15 protein-coding genes and 1 pseudogene are annotated in these 19,951 nt (G+C 67.7%); 8 read left to right on the forward strand and 8 right to left on the reverse strand.

Going from position 1 to position 19,951, the window contains the following annotated elements:
• Positions 1-318 precede the first annotated feature (318 nt).
• The 3 genes from ACGF8A_RS32465 to ACGF8A_RS32475 form a co-directional block, all read right to left on the reverse strand.
• Entirely contained in the window at positions 319-1,581 is a 1,263-nt protein-coding gene (locus ACGF8A_RS32465) for an MFS transporter (protein ID WP_393113991.1), read from the reverse strand.
• Between the two features lie 76 nt (positions 1,582-1,657).
• Positions 1,658-2,740: an inositol-3-phosphate synthase gene (locus ACGF8A_RS32470; RefSeq protein WP_393113993.1), complete on the reverse strand. Its 1,083-nt coding sequence runs from the start codon at positions 2,738-2,740 to the stop codon at positions 1,658-1,660.
• Positions 2,741-2,785: 45 nt separating this feature from the next.
• On the reverse strand, positions 2,786-3,469 hold the full coding sequence (locus tag ACGF8A_RS32475) for a PadR family transcriptional regulator (RefSeq protein WP_393113995.1): 684 nt from the start codon (positions 3,467-3,469) through the stop codon (positions 2,786-2,788).
• A gap of 374 nt (positions 3,470-3,843) precedes the next feature.
• On the opposite strand from ACGF8A_RS32475, the gene ACGF8A_RS32480 reads away from it, so the two are divergent.
• Together ACGF8A_RS32480 and ACGF8A_RS32485 are read left to right on the forward strand one after the other, a co-directional pair.
• Entirely contained in the window at positions 3,844-6,555 is a 2,712-nt protein-coding gene (locus tag ACGF8A_RS32480; protein ID WP_393113998.1) for a transglycosylase domain-containing protein, read from the forward strand.
• A 131-nt stretch (positions 6,556-6,686) separates the two neighbouring features.
• Positions 6,687-8,186, forward strand: coding sequence for a glycosyltransferase family 87 protein (locus tag ACGF8A_RS32485; protein ID WP_393114001.1), 1,500 nt, complete (start codon positions 6,687-6,689; stop codon positions 8,184-8,186).
• A 107-nt stretch (positions 8,187-8,293) separates the two neighbouring features.
• On the opposite strand, the gene ACGF8A_RS32490 is transcribed toward ACGF8A_RS32485, so the two are convergent.
• The 3 genes from ACGF8A_RS32490 to ACGF8A_RS32500 all read right to left on the reverse strand — a co-directional run bounded on the left by ACGF8A_RS32490 (position 8,294) and on the right by ACGF8A_RS32500 (position 11,040).
• On the reverse strand, positions 8,294-9,325 hold the full coding sequence (locus ACGF8A_RS32490; RefSeq protein WP_393114003.1) for an alanine racemase: 1,032 nt from the start codon (positions 9,323-9,325) through the stop codon (positions 8,294-8,296).
• A 91-nt stretch (positions 9,326-9,416) separates the two neighbouring features.
• On the reverse strand, positions 9,417-10,538 hold the full coding sequence (femX, locus tag ACGF8A_RS32495) for a peptidoglycan bridge formation glycyltransferase FemX (RefSeq protein WP_393114005.1): 1,122 nt from the start codon (positions 10,536-10,538) through the stop codon (positions 9,417-9,419).
• A 190-nt stretch (positions 10,539-10,728) separates the two neighbouring features.
• Positions 10,729-11,040, reverse strand: a complete 312-nt coding sequence (locus ACGF8A_RS32500) for a hypothetical protein (RefSeq protein WP_393114007.1) — start codon at positions 11,038-11,040, stop codon at positions 10,729-10,731.
• A 264-nt stretch (positions 11,041-11,304) separates the two neighbouring features.
• On the opposite strand from ACGF8A_RS32500, the gene rpsF reads away from it, so the two are divergent.
• The 4 genes from rpsF to rplI all read left to right on the forward strand — a co-directional run bounded on the left by rpsF (position 11,305) and on the right by rplI (position 13,020).
• Positions 11,305-11,595, forward strand: coding sequence for a 30S ribosomal protein S6 (gene rpsF / locus ACGF8A_RS32505; protein WP_019324683.1), 291 nt, complete (start codon positions 11,305-11,307; stop codon positions 11,593-11,595).
• Between the two features lie 75 nt (positions 11,596-11,670).
• Positions 11,671-12,261, forward strand: a complete 591-nt coding sequence (locus ACGF8A_RS32510) for a single-stranded DNA-binding protein (protein ID WP_393114009.1) — start codon at positions 11,671-11,673, stop codon at positions 12,259-12,261.
• 57 nt (positions 12,262-12,318) lie between these two features.
• On the forward strand, positions 12,319-12,555 hold the full coding sequence (rpsR, locus tag ACGF8A_RS32515; RefSeq protein WP_003949403.1) for a 30S ribosomal protein S18: 237 nt from the start codon (positions 12,319-12,321) through the stop codon (positions 12,553-12,555).
• 18 nt (positions 12,556-12,573) lie between these two features.
• Complete coding sequence (gene rplI, locus ACGF8A_RS32520; RefSeq protein ID WP_393114011.1) at positions 12,574-13,020, forward strand: 50S ribosomal protein L9; 447 nt, start codon at positions 12,574-12,576, stop codon at positions 13,018-13,020.
• 56 nt (positions 13,021-13,076) lie between these two features.
• Here the strand turns inward: rplI and ACGF8A_RS32525 are convergent.
• Positions 13,077-14,762: pseudogene (locus ACGF8A_RS32525) on the reverse strand (IS1182 family transposase).
• A 246-nt stretch (positions 14,763-15,008) separates the two neighbouring features.
• Positions 15,009-16,346, reverse strand: a complete 1,338-nt coding sequence (locus ACGF8A_RS32530) for an MATE family efflux transporter (RefSeq protein WP_393114013.1) — start codon at positions 16,344-16,346, stop codon at positions 15,009-15,011.
• Positions 16,347-16,806: 460 nt separating this feature from the next.
• Between ACGF8A_RS32530 and dnaB the strand changes: the two genes are divergently transcribed.
• Both dnaB and ACGF8A_RS32540 read left to right on the forward strand, forming a co-directional pair.
• Positions 16,807-18,282 (forward strand): replicative DNA helicase, encoded by a 1,476-nt coding sequence (gene dnaB / locus ACGF8A_RS32535; protein WP_393114015.1) that lies wholly within the window; start codon positions 16,807-16,809, stop codon positions 18,280-18,282.
• Between the two features lie 177 nt (positions 18,283-18,459).
• Entirely contained in the window at positions 18,460-19,845 is a 1,386-nt protein-coding gene (locus ACGF8A_RS32540; RefSeq protein ID WP_393114017.1) for a serine hydrolase domain-containing protein, read from the forward strand.
• The last annotated feature ends 106 nt before the right edge of the window (positions 19,846-19,951 follow it).

A 19,951-nucleotide genomic window follows, 5' to 3' on the forward strand; every position in this document is an offset into this window, starting at 1 on the left:
GGCCGATGGCGGGGGGGGGGGGGGCGTGCTGGGGGGGGGGGGGCAAAGCGCGCGCCGGGGGGGGGGGGGGGGTTTTTTACACTTAACCCCCCGCCCCGCCACGCGGCGTCAGGACGCGAAGAGGGGCGATGTTTCACGTGAAACATCGCCCCTCTTTCGCTCGGGTCGAATCAGAGGGCCCCGAGGCAGAGCCGGCCGTGCCGCGATGACGAGGACCACGTTCTGCGCGGCTGCCGCGCGTAAGGCCCACGTGAGCTGCAGCCCCCACTGACAGCGCCGAACCCAGGAGTGAGTGACTCTGTGTCTCGGATGTGACACCTACCGGTGTTCACAGCGGGCCATGGCCGTCGCGACCGCGGCGTAGATCGCAGCGACCGTGAGCACCAGGGGAACCGAGCGTCCGTCCGGGGGCAGCATCAGGGCGGCCACACCGGCGGCGGCGACGAAGGCGGCGTTGAACAGGACGTCGTAGAACGAGAAGACCCGGCCCCGGTAGCCGTCGTCCACGGAGGACTGTACGAGGGTGTCCGTGGAGATCTTCGCGCCCTGCGTCGTCAGGCCCAGGACGAAGGCAGCGACCAGCGTGGGCTCCATGGCGAAGGGGAGCCCTAGGGCGGGTTCCAGGACGGCGGCGGAAGCGGCGCAGACGGCGATCCAGCGCCCGGGGCCGAAGCGTCCCGCGGACCACGGGGTCAGTAGCGCCGCCGCGAAGAAGCCGGCCCCCGAGACCCCCACCGCCAGACCCAGCAGAACGAGACCCTCGTCGGTGTTCGTGCTGAACGCGTATCGGCAGAGCATCAGCAGCATGACCGTCAGGGCGCCGTAGCAGAACCGCATCAGCGTCATCGACGCGAGCGCCCACGCGGCTTCCCGCCGTGCGGGCGCGGCGAGATGACGTAGGCCTGCCGCGAGATCGCGCACCGTACCGGAGAACGCGGCTCTCAGCCCCGGCTGCAGCGGCACTTGGTCGGGGCCCAGCAGTTCTCGTCCCATACGCAGCGACGCCAGCGCCGAACAGAGGTACAACGCGGCGCCCAGGAGCACCACGGCGGCGTCCGAGTCCGCGATCAGCAGTCGGACGACGAAGGCGAGGCCGCCGCCGACGGTCGCGGCCAGTGTCCCCGCCGTCGGGGAGAGGGAGTTGGCCATCACCAGGCGGTCCGCGTCGACCACACGGGGCAGCGCCGCGGACAGGCCCGCGAGGACGAAGCGGTTGACGGCGGTGACGCACAGGGCGGAGACGTAGAACAGCCAGTCCGGGACCTGGCTGAGCATCAGGACGGCCGTCGCCGCGGCCAGCAGGGCCCGCAGCAGGTTGCCGTACAGAAAGACCTGGCGGCGGCGCCAGCGGTCCAGCAGGATGCCGGCGAAGGGGCCCACCAGGGAGTACGGAAGGAGCAGGACCGCCATGGCCGAGGCGATCGCGGCGGGAGACGTCTGCCGCTCCGGGGAGAACACGACGTAGGTGGCGAGCCCGACCTGGTACACGCCGTCGGCACCTTGGGAGAGCAGCCGCACCGCGAGCAGGCGCCGGAAGTCCCGGAAGCGGAGCAGGACGCGTAGATCGCGTACGACGGCCATGGGCACAGCCTCACATACGGGGAGGGCCCCCGGGCACACTGCCTCGGGGACCCTCTGCCCGGAATGAGGTGAGCTGTTAGCGCTCGACCTCGCCCTTGATGAACTTCTCGACGTTCTCGCGGGCCACGTCGTCGAAGTACTGCACCGGCGGGGACTTCATGAAGTAGCTCGACGCGGAGAGGATCGGGCCGCCGATGCCGCGGTCCTTGGCGATCTTCGCGGCGCGCAGGGCGTCGATGATGACACCGGCCGAGTTCGGCGAGTCCCAGACCTCGAGCTTGTACTCCAGGTTCAGCGGGACGTCACCGAAGGCACGGCCCTCGAGGCGGACGTAGGCCCACTTGCGGTCGTCGAGCCAGGCGACGTAGTCGGACGGGCCGATGTGGACGTTCTTCTCGCCGAGCTCCCGGTCGGGGATCTGCGAGGTGACGGCCTGCGTCTTGGAGATCTTCTTCGACTCCAGGCGCTCGCGCTCGAGCATGTTCTTGAAGTCCATGTTGCCGCCGACGTTCAGCTGCATCGTGCGGTCCAGGATGACGCCCCGGTCCTCGAACAGCTTCGCCATGACACGGTGCGTGATGGTGGCACCGACCTGGGACTTGATGTCGTCACCGACGATCGGCACACCGGCCTCGGTGAACTTGTCCGCCCACTCCTTGGTGCCGGCGATGAAGACCGGGAGGGCGTTGACGAAGGCGACCTTGGCGTCGATGGCGCACTGGGCGTAGAACTTCGCCGCGGCCTCGGAGCCGACGGGCAGGTAGCAGACCAGGACGTCGACCTGCTTGTCCTTGAGGACCTGGACGACGTCGACCGGCTCCTCGGCGGACTCCTCGATGGTCTGGCGGTAGTACTTGCCGAGACCGTCCAGGGTGTGGCCGCGCTGGACCGTCACGCCCGTGCTGGGCACGTCGCAGATCTTGATGGTGTTGTTCTCGGAGGCGCCGATGGCATCCGCGAGGTCGAGGCCGACCTTCTTCGCGTCGACATCGAACGCGGCGACGAACTCCACGTCACGGACGTGGTAGTCGCCGAACTGGACGTGCATCAGGCCGGGGACCTTGGACGCCGGGTCGGCGTCCTTGTAGTACTCGACTCCCTGCACCAGCGACGCGGCGCAGTTGCCCACGCCGACGACGGCTACGCGAACCGAACCCATTCCGGTTGCTCCCTGTGTGTACTCGGTGAGGCCCTGACGGGGACCTCACATGGCGGTGTCGCCGGGCGAATCCGGCCGGGAGGTGTCCCCGGGCCGGGGCAGGTCGCCCGACGCTCCAGATGTGGTGTCCTGCTGAGCGGACCCCCCGGTGGCGGAACCGCGAAGGTCCCGCCCGGCCCGCTCGCTCTCGATGAGCTCGTTCAGCCAGCGCACTTCGCGCTCCACGGACTCCATCCCGTGGCGCTGGAGCTCAAGGGTGTAGTCGTCGAGGCGCTCCCGGGTGCGGGCCAGGGAGGTGCGCATCTTCTCCAGGCGCTCCTCCAGCCGGCTGCGGCGTCCCTCCAGCACGCGCATGCGCACGTCACGGGAGGTCTGGCCGAAGAAGGCGAAGCGGGCGGCGAAGGTCTCGTCCTCGTACGCGTCCGGGCCCGTCTGCGCGAGCAGCTGCTCGAAGTGCTCCTTACCTTCCGCCGTCAACCGGTAGACGATCTTGGCGCGGCGTCCGGCGAGGGGAGCGGCAAGGGCGTCCTCGGAGGTGTTCCCCGGCTCCTCGATCAACCAGCCGTTGGTGACCAGCGTCTTGAGGCAGGGGTAAAGCGTCCCGTAGCTGAACGCCCGGAACACGCCCAGTGACGTGTTGAGTCTTTTGCGCAGCTCGTAGCCGTGCATCGGAGATTCGCGGAGCAGGCCGAGTACGGCGAACTCGAGGATCCCGGAGCGCCGGCTCATGGTCGCCTCCTCTCTGCTGCGGTCGTGCCGTCACGGTCCTTATGTCGAGCTGATGTATCGACTCGATACATCACGACGATAGAACGGTCCCCCGATTGCGACAAGAGGGGGAATCGTGAACGGCGTCACATCACTGATTCGTGGGAAGCAACTTGCCTGTTTTGGGGTGAACTTCTGGACTAGGTGCGTTTTGGTGCTGCGTAGTCTGTGCGGCATGCACACCACCGGGAACCAAGTTGCCTCTGGGGGCGTCCTTGTCCCCGGTGCAGTACGGGTGAATGCGGAACCGACCACATCCGTACTTCGGGGGGACCGGAAACCAGCCGCCGTTTCCAGGCGCGCCAGGGTGCGCCTGCCCTAGGAGTAGTCGTTCGATGAGCGAGCACCGTCGCAAACCGCCGCAGCCGCAGGGAGGCGGACGTGCCGCGGCCCGACGCGGCCAGTCCGGTTCGTCCCCCGGCCGCCGTGCGGCTCCGCGAGGCGCCACCGGGTCTCCTTCCGACGCGTACGGGTCGGGTACCTCTGGGCCGGGAGCCGAGGAGCGGCCGTACGGCGGCCGCGCCGAAGCACGCCGCGCGGCACAGAGAAGTGGTGGCAGCCGCCGCAAAGCAGCCGAGCCCGGCCGGGGCAGTCGGCGCGCGGGTGCGGCTGGACCGGGCCGGGGGCGTGCAGTGGCTTCCGGCAAGAAGCGGATCATCGACTATCCGCGCGCCGACCGGTACGGCTGGCGTCGCTGGGTGCCGTCGTGGAAGCTCGTCTCCGGCATGTGCCTGGGCTTCCTCGGCAGCATGGTGGCCGTGGCGGGCATCGGGTACGCCATGGTGGCTGTCCCGAACGTCGCCGATACGGCGAAGGCCCAGAACAACGTCTACTACTGGGCCGACGGCTCCGAGATGGTGTCCACGGGCGGGGAGACGAACCGGCAGATCATCAATCTGTCGCAGATCCCCAAGAACATGCGATATGCGGTCATCTCGCAGGAGAACAAGACCTTCGAGACGGACAGCGGCATCGACCCCAAGGGCATCGCCCGTGCGGTGTTCAACATGGCTCGGGGCGGCGAGACGCAGGGTGGTTCCACCATCACCCAGCAGTACGTCAAGAACGCCATGCTGGACGACCAGTCGCAGACGGTCACCCGTAAGTTCAAGGAGCTCTTCGTCTCCATCAAGGTGGGCGCCTCCGTCCGCAAGAACGACATCATGGCGGGCTACCTCAACACCGCGTACTACGGTCGCAGCGCCTTCGGTATCCAGGCCGCCGCCCGCGCGTACTTCAACAAGGACGCCGTCGACCTGAACGCCGGCGAGTGCGCGTTCCTGGCAGCCATGCTGAAGGGCGCCACGTACTTCGATCCGGCCGGCGCGACGTCCATCGACCCCGCCGCCACCGAGGAAGCCAACAAGAGGCGGGCCCTGCGGCAGATGCAGGACACGCTGGACAAGATGGTCGAGTACGGGCATCTGGACGCCGCGGAACGGGCGAAGCACACCACGCTCCCGAAGGTCGAGAACCCTCGGGCCAACAGGGCGCTGAGCGGGCAGATCGGTTACCTCGTCGACCTGGCCAACGGCTATCTGGTCAACAACAGTGAGAAGACCGGCGTCACCGAGCGCAAGCTCCGGGAGGGCGGTCTCTCGGTCTACACGACCTTCGACAAGAAGAAGATCGACCAGCTCGAGAAGTCGGTGAAGAAGGTCCAGAAAGCCAACATCGATCCGAAGAAGCGCCCTGACACGGACACACACGTCCAGTTCGGTGGCGCTTCCGTGGATCCGAAGACCGGCGCCATCGTGGCCATCTACGGCGGTGAGGACGCGACCAAGCACTTCACCAACAACGCCAACGAGACGGGTGCCCAGGTCGGCTCGACGTTCAAGCCGTTCGTGCTCGCGGCCGCGATGAAGTGGGGCGTCCGCGATCCCGACCTGGGCCCTACGCAGGCCCAGGACGAGCGCACCGTCGTCTCACCCAAGAGCCTGTACAGCGGCAAGAACAAGCTCAAGATCGAGAACTACGACAAGACGGTCTGGCACGACGACAAGGGCAAGGAGTGGCTGCAGGTCAACGACGGTGACAAGACCTATGGCGACGCGCCGGATTACAAGATCGACCTCCGCGAGGCGATGCAGTTCTCGGTGAACTCGGCCTATGTGCAGCTAGGCATGGACGTCGGCCTGGACAAGGTGAAGGAGGCGGCCGTCGACGCGGGCGTCCTGGAGACCAGCCTGGCGGGCATCGACTACCCGTCGTTCTCCCTGGGCATCTCCGACCCCAGCGCGATCCGCATGGCGAGTTCGTACGCCACCTTCGCGGCCAGCGGCAAGAGGCATGACCCGTACTCCGTCCAGAAGGTCACGGACAAGGACGGCACGCTCTACGAGCACGAGACGAAGGCCCAGCAGGCCTTCAACGCCATCGTGGCCGACAACGTCACCGACGTCCTGAAGACCGTGGTCGAGGACGGCACCGGCACCAACGCGGCACTGACGGGCCGGGAGGTGGCAGGCAAGACCGGTACCACCGACGGCAACAAGTCCGCCTGGTTCGTCGGGTACACGCCGCAGCTGTCGACCGCGATCAGCATGTTCCGGTACCCCGACGACGAAAACATCAAGAACCGCACATTCCTTGAGATGTACGGAACGGGCAACCAGAAGTCGATCCACGGTGCCTCGTTCCCGTCGGAGATCTGGCACGACTACATGGAGCAGGCCCTGAAGGGTCAGAAGCCGGAGAAGTTCCCGGTTCCCGAGCCCATCGGTGAGGTGATCAACGAGGAGCCGTTGCCGTCGCCGACGCCGACGGTCACGGAGACAGAGGAGGAGAGTCCTTCGCCGACACCGACGCCCACGGAGTCCGACACCATCCCCTCGCCCTCGCCGAGCGACACCTGTCAGCCCTTCGACTGGGACTGCGAGGACATCGGTGGCTCGGAGAACGGAGGCACGGACGTCGGCGGCACCGATGGCGGCGTCACCGCATCGCCCGGGCCGACGGAGACAGGCGAGGAAAACGGCAACGGCGGCAACGGCAACGGCGGCAACGGCAACGGAGGTGGCCTCTTCGGAGGCCCGGATGATTAGCCGCGATATCGCCCACGACGGGTGTTTCACGTGAAACAAGATGGTTGTTTCACGTGAAACGAGGGCCGCCGCACCGCTCAGGTGTGGCGGCCCTCGTCGTATTCCCAGACACGTACGGCAGGATGTGCCCCATGCCCAGTGCAGAGACGACGCAAGCGAGCGGGAGCGAGCCGGCCGTGGTGCGGCCCACTACGGCCGACGAGGTCGCCGCGAGTGGCAGTGAGCTGATCGGCGGTCCCCTCGGAAGGCGTGCCCTGCTCGGAGCGTCCTGGTGGACCCCGGTGCGCGTGATCGTGCTCGTCGCGATCGGCATGTTCGCCCTCGGGCTGGTCCAGAAGGCGCCCTGTTACAACGGTGCCTGGTTCTTCGGTGCCAGTTCGCAGTACACGCACGCGTGCTACTCGGACATTCCACACCTGTACAGCGGCCGCGGTTTCGCCGAAGGACTGGTGCCGTACTTCGACAGGCTGCCCGGCGACATGGAGTACCTCGAGTACCCGGTGCTCACCGGAGTGTTCATGGAGGTCGCCTCCTGGATCACGCCCGGCAGCGGCGGCATCCAGGACCAGCAGCAGTGGTACTGGATGGTCAACGCCGGGATGCTGATGGTCTGCGTGGCGGTCATCGCCGTCTGCGTGACCCGGACGCACACCCGGCGCCCCTGGGACGGTCTGCTGGTCGCCCTGGCGCCTGCCTTCGCCTTGACCGCCACCATCAACTGGGACCTGCTGGCGGTCGCTCTGACGGCCGCGGCGATGCTCATGTGGTCCCGGGGACGCTCCGTCGCCTTCGGAGTGCTCCTGGGGCTCGCCACGGCCGCCAAGCTCTATCCGCTCTTTCTGCTGGGGCCGCTGTTCGTCCTCTGCTGGCGTGCGGGCAAGTGGCGGGATCTCGGCAAGGGGCTGGCGGGTGCGGCCGTCGCCTGGCTGGTCGTGAACCTTCCGGTGATGCTCTTCGCGTTCGACGGCTGGTCGAAGTTCTACACGTTCAGCCAGGAGCGAGGCGTCGACTTCGGATCCTTCTGGCTGATCCTGGTCCAGAACTCCAGTGACCCGCTGAGCACCGAGACGGTCAACACGCTCGCCACGCTTCTGATGCTGCTGTGCTGCGTCGGTGTCGCGGCACTCGCCTTCACCGCGCCGCGCCGGCCGCGCTTCGCCCAGCTGGCTTTCCTGATCGTCGCGGCGTTCATCCTCACGAACAAGGTCTACTCACCGCAGTACGTCCTGTGGCTGGTCCCGCTGGCTGTCCTGGCCCGGCCGAAATGGCGGGACTTCCTGATCTGGCAGGCGTGCGAGGTGGCGTACTTCCTGGGGATCTGGATGTACCTCGCGTACACGACCAGCGGGGACGCCCACAAGGGACTGCCGACGGACGGCTACCACTGGGCGATCGGCGTGCACCTGCTGGGGACCCTGTATCTGTGTGTCCTGGTCGTGCGGGACATCCTCATGCCGGACCGGGACCTGGTGCGCCGCAACGGCGAGGACGACCCCTCCGGAGGTGTGCTCGACGGGGCGGAGGACGTGTTCGTTCTCGGAACCGCTGCCCATCCACCCCGGCACGCGGCCCACTTCGAAGGGCCACAGGTGGAGTGGGGCAACGGGAAGACGAGCGAGGGTTCGCTGTGAGCGAACAGGTTTTCAGGATGCCGTAGGTGCAGGGCAGACCAAGGGAAAGGCCGTACACGGGGACGCCGTGCACGGCCTTTCGGACTGTCAGCGGAAGGCCGGTGCCGTCAGCGGTCGACGATGCGGTCGAACTGCGTGGTGGTGTGGCGCAGATGGGCCACCAGCTCGTCACCGACCTTCGGCTCCGAGGCGTCCGAAGGGACGAACAGGATGGACACCTGCATGTGCGGGGGCTCGGCGAACCAGCGCTGCTTGCCGCCCCAGACGAACGGCGAGAGGTTCCGGTTCACCGTGGCGAGGCCGGCACGGGCGACACCCTTGGCGCGCGGCATGACGCCATGCAGCGCCTTGGGGGCCTCCAGGCCCACTCCGTGCGACGTACCGCCCGCCACGACCACCAGGAAGCCGTCCGACGCCGCCTTCTGCTGCCGGTAGCCGAAACGGTCGCCCTTGGAGACACGGGTGACGTCCAGGACCGCGCCGCGGTACTCGGTGGCGTCGTGGTCCCCCAGCCACAGCCGGGTGCCGATCCGGGCGCGGAAGCGGGTCTGCGGGAACTGCTGCCGCAGACGGGCGAGTTCCTCGGCCTTGAGGTGGCTGACGAACATCGTGTGCAGCGGAAGCCGGGCGGCACGCAGCCGGTCCATCCAGCCGATGACCTCCTCGACGGCGTCGGAGCCGTCGGTGCGGTCCAGCGGCAGGTGGATGGCGAAGCCCTCCAGCCGGACGTTCTCGATGGCGGAGTGCAGCTGCGGCAGGTCCTGCTCGCTGATGCCGTGCCGCTTCATCGAGGACATGACCTCGATCACCACGCGGGCGCCGACGAGGCCGTAGACGCCGTCGATCGACGAGACAGAGCGGATGACGCGGTCGGGCAGCGGCACGGGCTCCTCGCCCCGCCGGTACGGCGTCAGCACGAGCAGGTCACCGCCGAACCAGTCCTTGATGCGCGCGGCCTCGTACGTGGTGCCCACGGCGAGGACGTCCGAGCCCAGCCGGGTGGCCTCTTCCGCCAGGCGCTCGTGCCCGAAGCCGTAGCCGTTGCCCTTGCAGACCGGGACGAGGCCCGGGAACTGCTCCTGCACGTGCTTGTGGTGCGCCCGCCAGCGCGCGGTGTCGACGTAGAGCGTGAGCGCCATGGCCGGACCTGGAACCTTTCTGGTGGCTGCGGTGTATCAGAGGTGTGGAAGCGATCGGAGCTGTCGAAGCAACGGCCGGGGCCGGCCCTGCTCAGCGGCGGGACATGTAGATGTCCAGGGCCTTGTGGAGCAGCTTGTTGAGCGGGAAGTCCCACTCGCCGAGGTACTCGGCCGCCTGCCCGCCCGTGCCGACCTTGAACTGGATCAGACCGAAGAGGTGGTCCGACTCGTCCAGCGAGTCGGAGATGCCGCGCAGGTCGTAGACGGTGGCGCCGAGCGCGTAGGCGTCACGCAGCATCCGCCACTGCATCGCGTTCGAGGGCCGGACCTCACGGCCGATGTTGTCCGAGGCGCCGTAGGAGTACCAGACGTGCCCACCGACGATCAGCATCGTGGCCGCGGACAGGTTCACGCCGTTGTGGCGGGCGAAGTACAGCCGCATGCGGTTGGGGTCCTCGCTGTTGAGGGCCGTCCACATGCGCTGGAAGTACGCCAGCGGGCGGGGCCGGAAGTGGTCGCGCACAGCCGTGATCTCGTACAGCCGCTGCCACTCCTCCAGGTCCTGGTAACCACCCTGGACGACCTCGACGCCGGCCTTCTCGGCCTTCTTGATGTTGCGGCGCCACAGCTGGTTGAAGTCCTTGTGGACCTCTTCGAGCGACCGGTTCGCCAGCGGCACCTGGAACACATAGCGGGGCTGTACGTCGCCGAATCCGGCGCCCCCGTCCTCACCCTGCTGCCAGCCCATACGACGGAGCTTGTCGGCGACCTCGAAGGCGCGCGGCTCGATGAAGTCGGCCTCGATGTCCCGCAGGCGCTTGACGTCCGGGTCCTGGATGCCCTTCTTGATGGACGCGGCCTCCCAGCGCCGGATGATCACCGGCGGGCCCATCTTCACGGAGAACGCGCCCTGCTGCTTGAGGTGGGCCAGCATCGGCTGGATCCAGTCGTCCAGATTCGGCGCGAACCAGTTGATGACCGGCCCCTCGGGCAGGTAGGCGAGGTAGCGCTTGATCTTGGGCAGCTGGCGGTAGAGAACGAGTCCCGCGCCGACCAGTTCGCCGGTCCGCTCGTCGAACCAGCCGAGGTTCTCAGAGCGCCATTCCGCCTTGACGTCCGCCCATGCCGGGACCTGCATGTGGCTCGCCGACGGCAGGCTCTGGACATAGGCCAGATGCTGCTCTCGACTGATGGTCCTCAGGGTCAGACTCATTCGGGGCGCTCCTCGGGCTGGTGTGTCCCCATGGGTTCAGGGGCTCCGGCTCTCGCGCCGAAGCCTACTGCGCCCCACGAGCGCCCTCACTGGGCGCACGGGTCCTTCGTCCCGGCCTGTCGCGGCCGTGGCGTGCCGCGCCGGGCCCCAAGGCGCTCGGCGCGGTGTCGCAAGAGTGTGCCCAGGCGGGTCAGAAGAGTCCGCCGAAGAGCCCACCGTGGGCCATGCCCAGGAAGAAGCCGACGGCCGAGGCACCGAGCCCCAGCACCAGTCCGAAGCGTTCTCGGGTCGTCTCCGAGATCCACTGGCCGTACGCCCCGGTGAGGATTCCCACCAGGCCGGTCCAGGAGCTGATCAGATGAAGGCTGTGGAACATCGCAGTGATGAAGGAGACGACGCCGAGCAGCAGGGTCACCGCGAGCAGCGCGTCCTGGACGGGATGACGCCGCCCGTCGGTGGCGAGAAGGGATCCGGCGGTGTTGGGTCGCAATGCCTGTGCCATGGGGCACCTCCTGCGGAAAACGGCGCATCGTAGCGCCATACACACCCGACGTGTACAGATTGACGGCCACCCCGGACGGATTTCAACCGGAAGCCGGTGTGCGGGTAGTCTGTACCGTCTGCACCGGTGTCTGCCCAGGCCATGTCAGGAAGCCCTCACAAGGGCCTCCGAATGTCAGTGGTGGCCGATACCGTTGCGTACGCATCACAACCCTCCTGCCACGGATCGACCGTGGCCGCTGAGTCCAAAGGAGGTGGGTTCCACATGCGTCACTACGAGGTGATGGTCATCCTCGACCCCGATCTCGAGGAGCGCTCTGTCTCCCCGCTGATCGAGAACTTCCTTTCTGTCGTCCGTGACGGCGGCGGAAAGGTCGAGAAGGTCGACACCTGGGGCCGTCGTCGTCTCTCGTACGAGATCAAGAAGAAGCCCGAGGGCATCTACTCGGTCATCGACCTGCAGGCCGAGCCTGCGGTCGTCAAGGAGCTCGACCGCCAGATGAACCTGAACGAGTCGGTCCTCCGGACCAAGGTCCTCCGTCCCGAGACCCACTGAGCTTCCGCTCAGCTGATCCCGGGATTCGAGTAGCACCACCAGCAGCCAGCAGCAAACCCGCCGAGAGGTTCCCCCATGGCAGGCGAGACCGTCATCACGGTCATCGGCAATCTTGTCGACGACCCCGAGCTGCGCTTCACCCCCTCCGGTGCGGCGGTCGCGAAGTTCCGTGTCGCGTCCACGCCCCGTACCTTCGACCGTCAGACCAATGAGTGGAAGGACGGCGAGAGCCTGTTCCTGACCTGCTCGGTCTGGCGCCAGGCGGCGGAGAACGTCGCCGAGTCGCTCCAGCGAGGCATGCGTGTCGTCGTGCAGGGCCGGCTGAAGCAGCGGTCCTACGAGGACCGTGAGGGAGTCAAGCGCACGGTCTTCGAGCTGGACGTCGATGAAGTCGGCCCCAGCCTGCGCAACGCCACGGCCAAGGTCACCAAGACCACCGGCCGAGGTGGCCAGGGCGGTTACGGCGGCGGCGGTGGCGGCCAGCAGGGTGGCGGCGGCTGGGGCGGTGGCCCCGGTGGCGGCCAGCAGGGTGGCGGCGCGCCCGCCGACGACCCGTGGGCGACCGGCGCTCCCGCCGGTGGCAATCAGGGCGGCGGCGGTGGCGGCGGCTGGGGCGGTGGCTCCGGCGGCAGCGGTGGCGGCTACTCGGACGAGCCCCCCTTCTAGGCCTCACGGCCGAGGGTGGGCCGCACCCACACTTCTTGATCACACAGGAGAATCACCATGGCGAAGCCGCCTGTGCGCAAGCCGAAGAAGAAGGTCTGCGCTTTCTGCAAGGACAAGGTCACGTACGTGGACTACAAGGACACGAACATGCTGCGGAAGTTCATTTCCGACCGCGGCAAGATCCGTGCCCGCCGCGTGACCGGCAACTGCACGCAGCACCAGCGTGACGTCGCCACGGCCGTGAAGAACAGCCGTGAGATGGCGCTGCTGCCCTACACGTCCACCGCGCGATAAGGGAAGGGTGACCTACTCATGAAGATCATCCTCACCCACGAGGTCTCCGGCCTCGGTGCCGCGGGCGACGTCGTCGACGTCAAGGACGGCTACGCTCGCAACTACCTGATCCCGCGGAAGTTCGCTATCCGCTGGACCAAGGGTGGCGAGAAGGACGTCGAGCAGATCCGTCGTGCTCGCAAGATCCACGAGATCCAGACCATCGAGCAGGCCAACCAGGTGAAGGCCCAGCTTGAGGGCGTCAAGGTCCGTCTGGCCGTTCGCTCCGGCGACGCCGGCCGTCTCTTCGGTTCCGTCACCCCGGCCGATGTCGCCTCGGCGATCAAGGCTGCCGGTGGCCCCGAGGTCGACAAGCGGCGCATCGAACTCGGTACGCCGATCAAGACGCTGGGCGCCCACGAGACGTCCGTCCGTCTGCACCCCGAGGTTGCCGCCAAGGTCAGCATCGAGGTCATCGCTGCGTAAGCGTTGCGCTTGCTGAAGCAGAAAGTGGGGCCGTACCCTCAGGGGACGCCGTTGGTTTATTCGGCCCCTGCGTGTGCCCCGTCGAGCGTCAGCTCGGCGGGGCACAGTGCTGCGAAGTGGCTGGTGCGGGTGCGGGCTCGGGGCGTGCCGGTGAGGTGCGCGTCGATGCGGGCGAGGTTGATCACGGCGCCGGTGAGCTGGTGCTGGAGGCTGGTCTTTGTCAGGCCCCGGTAGCGGGATCTGCGCAAGCCGCAGCGCCCGACGGCCTGGGAAATGGTGCCCTCGACACCGGCTCGGATCTTGTAGCGCTTCTTCCAGGCATCGGTCTGCTGTTCAGCGCGGATGTGCCGGATGGCGTCGTGCTGGGCCTGCTGTTGCCTCAGCATGAGTTCCCGGCGGCGGCCGGTGGCTGAGCCGACGCAGTCCCGCAGGTGGGGGCAGGGGCCGCAGCTGCTGGCGGGGAACCTGACGCGGATGACCGGCAGGCCCTTGGAATCGTTGCGGGGATACCAGTCCGTTGCGGTGACCCCGCCGGGACAGGTCACCTGCTGGTGTTCCCAGTCGACGGTGAACGCGTCCAGCCCGAAAGCGCCCTTGGCCTGGGCCGAGGTGTTTGCGACCAGTGGCCCGTGCAGGTCGACGCCGTGTTGGGTGCGGGCGGCCAGGACGTGGGCGGCAGTGGGGTAGCCGGCATCCACCCAGTGCTCGGCGGGCAGGCAGTCGCGGGCGGCGAGGGAGGCGTGGATCTCCTCGTTCATCGCGTTGTCCGCGACGGTTGCCACGGTGGTGGCCACGGTGGTGACCAGGTTCGGAACGTCCGTCTCGCCGCAGGTCTCGGTGAGGTGGACTTTGTATCCGTCCCACATGGTGTCCCGTTTGACGCCGACACGGGCTTCCGGGTCATAGGGGTTGACCAGGCGCGTTGCGCCCGGCGGCCGGTCTTTTGGGCGCCCCTGCGCGTCACCTCGCCGTCCACCCGGTGGAAGCTGGACCCAGACCAGGCGCAGGATTTCCACCTCGTCCAGTGCACGCAGTGCTGCGGGGGTATCAGCAGCGAAGACCGCTTCCAGCAGGCGTATCCCGTCCCGGCCGATCCGCAGGCCCACCTCGTCCCGCTTCGCGCGGGCCTTGGGGAACCGGGAGTCTTCGGCCCTGGTGGCGTAGCGGAGGAACCAGTCCGGCTCCGCGATCTCGGACAGCCATTCCGGAGCGGCCTGCGCGAGCGCGTTCAACGCCGCCCGCAGCGTCTCGGCCACCTGCTCCAGCCAGCACAGCTCACGCGCCGACGACAGCACGTGCGAGGAGTCGGTGCGAGCCCGGCCCGTGCTCTTGAGCAGCCCCTTCTCCCGGGCCGCGGCCAGCACACCGTCCATGACTCGGCGCCCGCCATCGGCACCGGCCAACCGGTTCCGAAACTCCGACAGCACCGAGAAGTCGAAGCCGGGATCGTCGAGCTGGAGCCCGAGCGCGTACTTGAAGTCGATCCGCGCTCACACCGCCTCCGCGGCCTGGCGGTCGGTCAGCCCTTCCACGAACTGGAGCACCGACACCAGCGCCAGCCCGGCCGGTGATCAGGCGGGCCGGCCTCGTGAGGCAAACAGATCCGCGAAGTCATCGTCGCGGAAGATCGGCCCCAGTTCGTCCCGGACCCGGATCGCCAGGCTCCCCTTCAAAAACGCGGCCCGGGCCACCCGGGCCGTCTCCGCCGGAATCTCCCCCGGCCCCTTCGGCTGCATCGACATCGACACCCACCCCCACACAACAACGTCGGTCCCCATGACCACAACCGGGTCATGGGGACCGACGTCACGCAGCGGGGCCGAATAGACCAACAGCGTCCCTCAGGGGTGCGGCCCCACTCCCATGTCGAAGCTCCGTCGGTCGTCCGGGGTGGCGTTTCACGTGAAACAGCGTCTGCTTGCCGATGTTTCACGTGAAACAGCGAGGTGGGCACGGGTCCGCCTCCCTCCAACCCGCCGGGCGCCTGCTCAACGGGTCGCCCCCGTGACGAGCCAGCGACCCGAGCGGGTGCGCAGCCACAGGGTGAGCATGCGGACGGTCATCATCAGCGTCATGGCCACCCACAGCGCGGTGAGCCCGCCACCGACGGCGAGCACGAGAAGCGCCACGGGGGTGTAGATCACCAAAGTGAGAAGCATCGCCCAGGCGAGATAGGGGCCGTCGCCGGCTCCCATCAGGACGCCGTCCAGGACGAAAACCACTCCGCAGATCGGCTGGGAGAGTGCGACCACCAGGAGGGCGGGGAGAGCGGCGTCCTTCACGGCGGAGTCACTGGTGAACAGGGGGAGGAAGGCCGGTCGGGACACGATGACGAGGGCGCCGAGTGCAAGGCCGACCGTGATGCCCCACTGCACCATGCGCCGGCAGACATCACGCGCTCCCTGGGGATCGTCGGCACCTAGATAGCGTCCGATGATGGCCTGCCCGGCGATGGCGATGGCGTCGAGCGCGAAGGCCAGCAGGCTCCACAAGGAGAGAATGATCTGGTGTGCCGCTATGTCGGCGTCACCAAGACGGGCGGCCACAGCCGTCGCGATCATCAGGATTGCCCGCAACGAGAGTGTGCGGACGAGGAGAGGCACACCGGCCTGCGCGGAGGCCCAGAGCCCGGCGGCGTCCGGAAGCAGTGAGGCGCCGTGTCTACGGGCCCCACGGATGACAACGACGAGGTAGACCGCGGCCATGGCGCACTGGGCGATCACGGTTCCCCAGGCTGAGCCGGCGATACCCAGGCCGGCACCGTAGACGAGGGCCACGTTGAGGACGCCGTTGGCGACGAAGCCTCCGACGGCGACGTAGAGCGGTGTCTTCGTGTCCTGCAGGCCACGCAGCACTCCGGTCGCTGCGAGGACGACGAGCATGGCGGGAATGCCGAGGGAAGAGATCCGCAGATAGGTCGTCGCGTAGGGGGCCGCGGTGTCCGAGGCGCCGAAGAGTTCCACGAGAAGCGGTGCCGTGGGCAGGACGACGGCGATGACGCCGGCACCGAGCAGGAGCGCCAGCCATATGCCGTCCATGCCCTGGCGGATCGCTGCCGGGAGGTCCCCGGCGCCGACCCTCCGGGCCACGGCCGCCGTGGTGGCGTAGGCGAGGAAGACGAAGATGCTCACTGCGGTCGTGAGAAGCGCCGAGGCGATGCCGAGTCCGGCGAGTTGGGCGGTGCCGAGGTGGCCGACGATCGCGCTGTCGGCCAGGACGAAAAGGGGCTCGGCGACCAGTGCGCCGAAGGCTGGGACGGCCAGCGAGACGATCTCCCGATCGTGATGTCGCCGGCCAACCCTGGAGGTCGCGGGAGCCTGTGTCATGAGCACCAATCTAATCTTCCACAGGTAAGAGACGCAAAGCAATGGCGACCCTTACTCGTCTCGTTGCAGAGTGTAGTGTCGCGCACTGTTCGAAGCGATCTTGGGCCGACTGGGAAAGTTTTTCTTCTGCACAGCCAGTGGATGGGAAACTAGCAGGTCAGAGCGCATTCTGGTGAAGTGATGCGGGCTTGTTCACAGCCCTGTCCACTGTGTCGTGCACAGGTTTCACGGAGTTCTCCACAGCATCAGGCCCGTCGTCCACATGGCCTGTGGATAACCAGATTGGCTGACGGTGCCCGGGGGCCTAACGTGGTCCGGCGCCCGCTCCCTCCGCCGGCCCGTGAAACCGTCACAAAACCGACGCGTCAGAACCGGAGCCGGGCCTCTTAGTTGTCAGTGCCGTGCCGTAGAAATGAGGGGCATGGCGAGGTCCGCTCGGCGGACGGGAGGAGGTGGCTCGGTGAGCATTTCCGAGCCCTTGGACGACCCGTGGGCCGACAGCGGTCCCAGCGATCGTCTGCCCTCCCGCCGCCGTGCGGACAGCGGCCGGGGCCGAGAAGAACAGCATGAGCGAGGCCGGGAGAACGACAGCTGGGACGGCGGAGGTGCCTCCTTCGAGCGGGTTCCACCGCAGGATCTCCATGCCGAACAGTCCGTTCTGGGCGGCATGTTGCTGTCCAAGGACGCCATCGCCGACGTCGTGGAGATCCTCAAGGGACACGACTTCTACAAGCCGGCCCACGAGACGATCTACCAGGCGATCCTCGACGTCTACGCGAAGGGCGAGCCGGCCGACCCCATCACCATCGCCGCCGAGCTCACGAAGCGCGGCGAGATCAACAAGGTCGGCGGCGCGTCGTATCTGCACACGCTCGTCCAGACCGTGCCGACCGCGGCGAATGCCGAGTACTACGCGGAGATCGTCCACGAGCGGGCCGTACTGCGCCGCCTCGTGGAGGCCGGCACCCGTATCACGCAGATGGGATACGCGGGCGACGACGACGTCGACGAGATCGTCAACCGGGCGCAGGCCGAGATCTACGCCGTCACCGAGCAGCGCACCAGTGAGGACTATCTGCCGCTCGGCGACATCATGGAGGGCGCACTCGACGAGATCGAGGCGATCGGGTCACGCACCGGTGAGATGACCGGTGTACCCACTGGATTCACCGACTTCGACTCTCTGACCAACGGTCTTCATCCGGGCCAGATGATCGTCATCGCCGCGCGTCCCGCGATGGGCAAGTCGACGCTGGCGCTGGACTTCGCCCGGGCGGCGTCTATCAAGAACAACCTGCCGAGCGTCATCTTCTCGCTCGAAATGGGGCGCAACGAGATCGCGATGCGCCTGCTCTCCGCCGAGGCCCGTGTCGCGCTGCACCACATGCGTTCCGGCACGATGACCGACGAGGACTGGACGCGGCTGGCGCGCCGGATGCCGGACGTCTCCGCAGCCCCCCTCTACATCGACGACTCCCCGAACCTGTCGATGATGGAGATCCGTGCCAAGTGCCGCCGCCTCAAGCAGCGCAACGACCTCCGGCTGGTCGTCATCGACTACCTCCAGCTGATGCAGTCCGGCGGTTCCAAGCGCGCCGAAAGCCGTCAGCAGGAGGTCTCTGACATGTCCCGGAACCTCAAACTCCTGGCCAAGGAGCTGGAAGTCCCGGTCATCGCGCTCTCACAGCTGAACCGTGGTCCCGAGCAACGCACCGACAAGAAGCCGATGGTCTCAGACCTGCGTGAATCCGGCTCCATCGAGCAGGACGCCGACATGGTCATCCTGCTGCACCGCGAAGACGCCTACGAGAAGGAGTCGCCCCGTGCGGGCGAGGCAGACCTGATCGTCGCCAAGCACCGAAACGGTCCGACCGCCACGATCACAGTCGCCTTCCAGGGCCACTACTCGCGGTTCGTGGACATGGCCCAGACCTGATCCCCGCGCATCCGGCACTCGACACGTACCAGTGCGCCACCTGACTGCCGATGACCACAACGAGTCGTGCCTTGTGAGGCAGGACATCGAGGCAACGAGCTCTGCCTCTACTGAAGCGATGCGATCAAGTCCCAGAATGTGCTCGACGTCCGCCGTCCGGCCGGATGGACTGGGGGCATGACTACAGCTCAGGAAGAACTGCTCCCCGGCACCCGCCGGGCGTTGCTGCACCGCCTCGCGGTGGCCCAGTCCGAGGGGCGCGCCCCGTCCATGGTCGCGGCGGTCGTACGGGGCGGGCGGACCGTCTGGCAAGGGGCGCGGTCGTCGGTGGACGGCGAGCTGCCGGACGGGAACGTGCAGTACCGGATCGGGTCCATCACCAAGACGTTCACCGCGGTTCTCGTGCTGCGGTTGCGTGACGAGGGCCTCCTTGACCTCGGTGACCGGCTGGAGAAGCATCTGCCAGGCTCGGGTGCCGGCGAGGCCACCATCGCCGAACTGCTGGCGCACACCAGTGGGCTGGCCGCCGAGTCCCCCGCGCCGTGGTGGGAGCGCAGCCCGGGATCGCTGCGCCCGGAACTGGCCGACGTGCTCGGTGACCGGCCCTTCCTCCATCCGGCCGGACGGCGTTTCCATTACTCGAACCCCGGCTACACGCTCCTGGGCGCGCTCGTGGAGAAGCTCCGTGGTGCTCCCTGGGAGGAGGTGCTGCGACATGAGGTGCTTGAACCGCTGGGGCTCGACCGGACGAGTGGGCAGCCGTCTGCCCCGCACGCCGTTGGCTGGGCGGTTCACCCCTGGGCCGATGTGGTGCTGCCGGAGCCTGCTGAGGACCTGGGCCGGATGGCGCCCGCCGGTCAGCTCTGGTCGACCACGGGAGACCTGGCCCGATTCGCCGTGTTCCTCGCGGAGGGCGATGAACGGGTGCTGAGTGCGCAGACCGTACGGGAGATGCGGGTACCCGCGGCACCGGCCGAAGCCACGGACCTGGCCGACGGGGCGGCGTACGGACTCGGGTTGCAGATTCAGCACCGGTACGGTCGGCTGCTGGTGGGCCACTCCGGCTCGCTGCCCGGTTTCCTCGCGAACCTCACCCTCAGCGTCGCGGACGACGTCGCCGCGGTGGTGCTTGCCAATTGCACCTCCGGTCCGCTTCCTTCGATGGTGGGGGCCGACCTCGTCCGCACCGTCGCCGAGGCCGAGCCGCGGATCCCCGAACCGTGGCGCCCGCTCCCCGAAGCTGACCGGTCCGTGCTGGAGTTGGCGGGCCAGTGGTACTGGGGGACCTACGCCTTCGGGCTGCGCCTGACGGGAAGCGGTGGAGTGTCGCTTGAGCCGCTCTCCGGGAAGGGGCGCGGCGCGCGATTCCGGGCCAACGGGGACGGTACCTGGACGGGCCTGGAGGGGTACTACGCGGGAGAGCTGCTGCGGCCCGTACGGCGGGCGAACGGGTCGGTGAGCCACCTGGACCTCGGGTCGTTCGTGTTCACACGCCAGCCGTACGAGGAGACGGCTGACGTGCCGGGTGGAGTGGACCCGGACGGATGGCGGGGGATCGGTTAGGGGCCCACGCTCAGGAGTGCAGCAAGGGCCATGTTTCATGTGAAACGTGGCCCTTGAGCGTGTGGCGCACCTCCGATGGCCAGTGCCGATGCGCACTGTCCGTCGT

It is taken from the genome of Streptomyces sp. NPDC047706, assembly GCF_043204795.1.
GTDB lineage: Bacteria > Actinomycetota > Actinomycetes > Streptomycetales > Streptomycetaceae > Streptomyces.

Excerpts from the sequence above, each read along its gene's own strand:
- ACGF8A_RS32465 (WP_393113991.1), bottom strand. The coding sequence starts at position 1,581 with ATGGCCGTCGTACGCGATCTACGCGTCCTGCTCCGCTTCCGGGACTTC.
- ACGF8A_RS32470 (WP_393113993.1), bottom strand. The coding sequence starts at position 2,740 with ATGGGTTCGGTTCGCGTAGCCGTCGTCGGCGTGGGCAACTGCGCCGCG.
- ACGF8A_RS32475 (WP_393113995.1), bottom strand. The coding sequence starts at position 3,469 with ATGAGCCGGCGCTCCGGGATCCTCGAGTTCGCCGTACTCGGCCTGCTC.
- ACGF8A_RS32480 (WP_393113998.1), top strand. The coding sequence starts at position 3,844 with ATGAGCGAGCACCGTCGCAAACCGCCGCAGCCGCAGGGAGGCGGACGT.
- ACGF8A_RS32485 (WP_393114001.1), top strand. The coding sequence starts at position 6,687 with ATGCCCAGTGCAGAGACGACGCAAGCGAGCGGGAGCGAGCCGGCCGTG.
- ACGF8A_RS32490 (WP_393114003.1), bottom strand. The coding sequence starts at position 9,325 with ATGGCGCTCACGCTCTACGTCGACACCGCGCGCTGGCGGGCGCACCAC.
- femX (WP_393114005.1), bottom strand. The coding sequence starts at position 10,538 with ATGAGTCTGACCCTGAGGACCATCAGTCGAGAGCAGCATCTGGCCTAT.
- ACGF8A_RS32500 (WP_393114007.1), bottom strand. The coding sequence starts at position 11,040 with ATGGCACAGGCATTGCGACCCAACACCGCCGGATCCCTTCTCGCCACC.
- rpsF (WP_019324683.1), top strand. The coding sequence starts at position 11,305 with ATGCGTCACTACGAGGTGATGGTCATCCTCGACCCCGATCTCGAGGAG.
- ACGF8A_RS32510 (WP_393114009.1), top strand. The coding sequence starts at position 11,671 with ATGGCAGGCGAGACCGTCATCACGGTCATCGGCAATCTTGTCGACGAC.
- rpsR (WP_003949403.1), top strand. The coding sequence starts at position 12,319 with ATGGCGAAGCCGCCTGTGCGCAAGCCGAAGAAGAAGGTCTGCGCTTTC.
- rplI (WP_393114011.1), top strand. The coding sequence starts at position 12,574 with ATGAAGATCATCCTCACCCACGAGGTCTCCGGCCTCGGTGCCGCGGGC.
- ACGF8A_RS32530 (WP_393114013.1), bottom strand. The coding sequence starts at position 16,346 with ATGACACAGGCTCCCGCGACCTCCAGGGTTGGCCGGCGACATCACGAT.
- ACGF8A_RS32540 (WP_393114017.1), top strand. The coding sequence starts at position 18,460 with ATGACTACAGCTCAGGAAGAACTGCTCCCCGGCACCCGCCGGGCGTTG.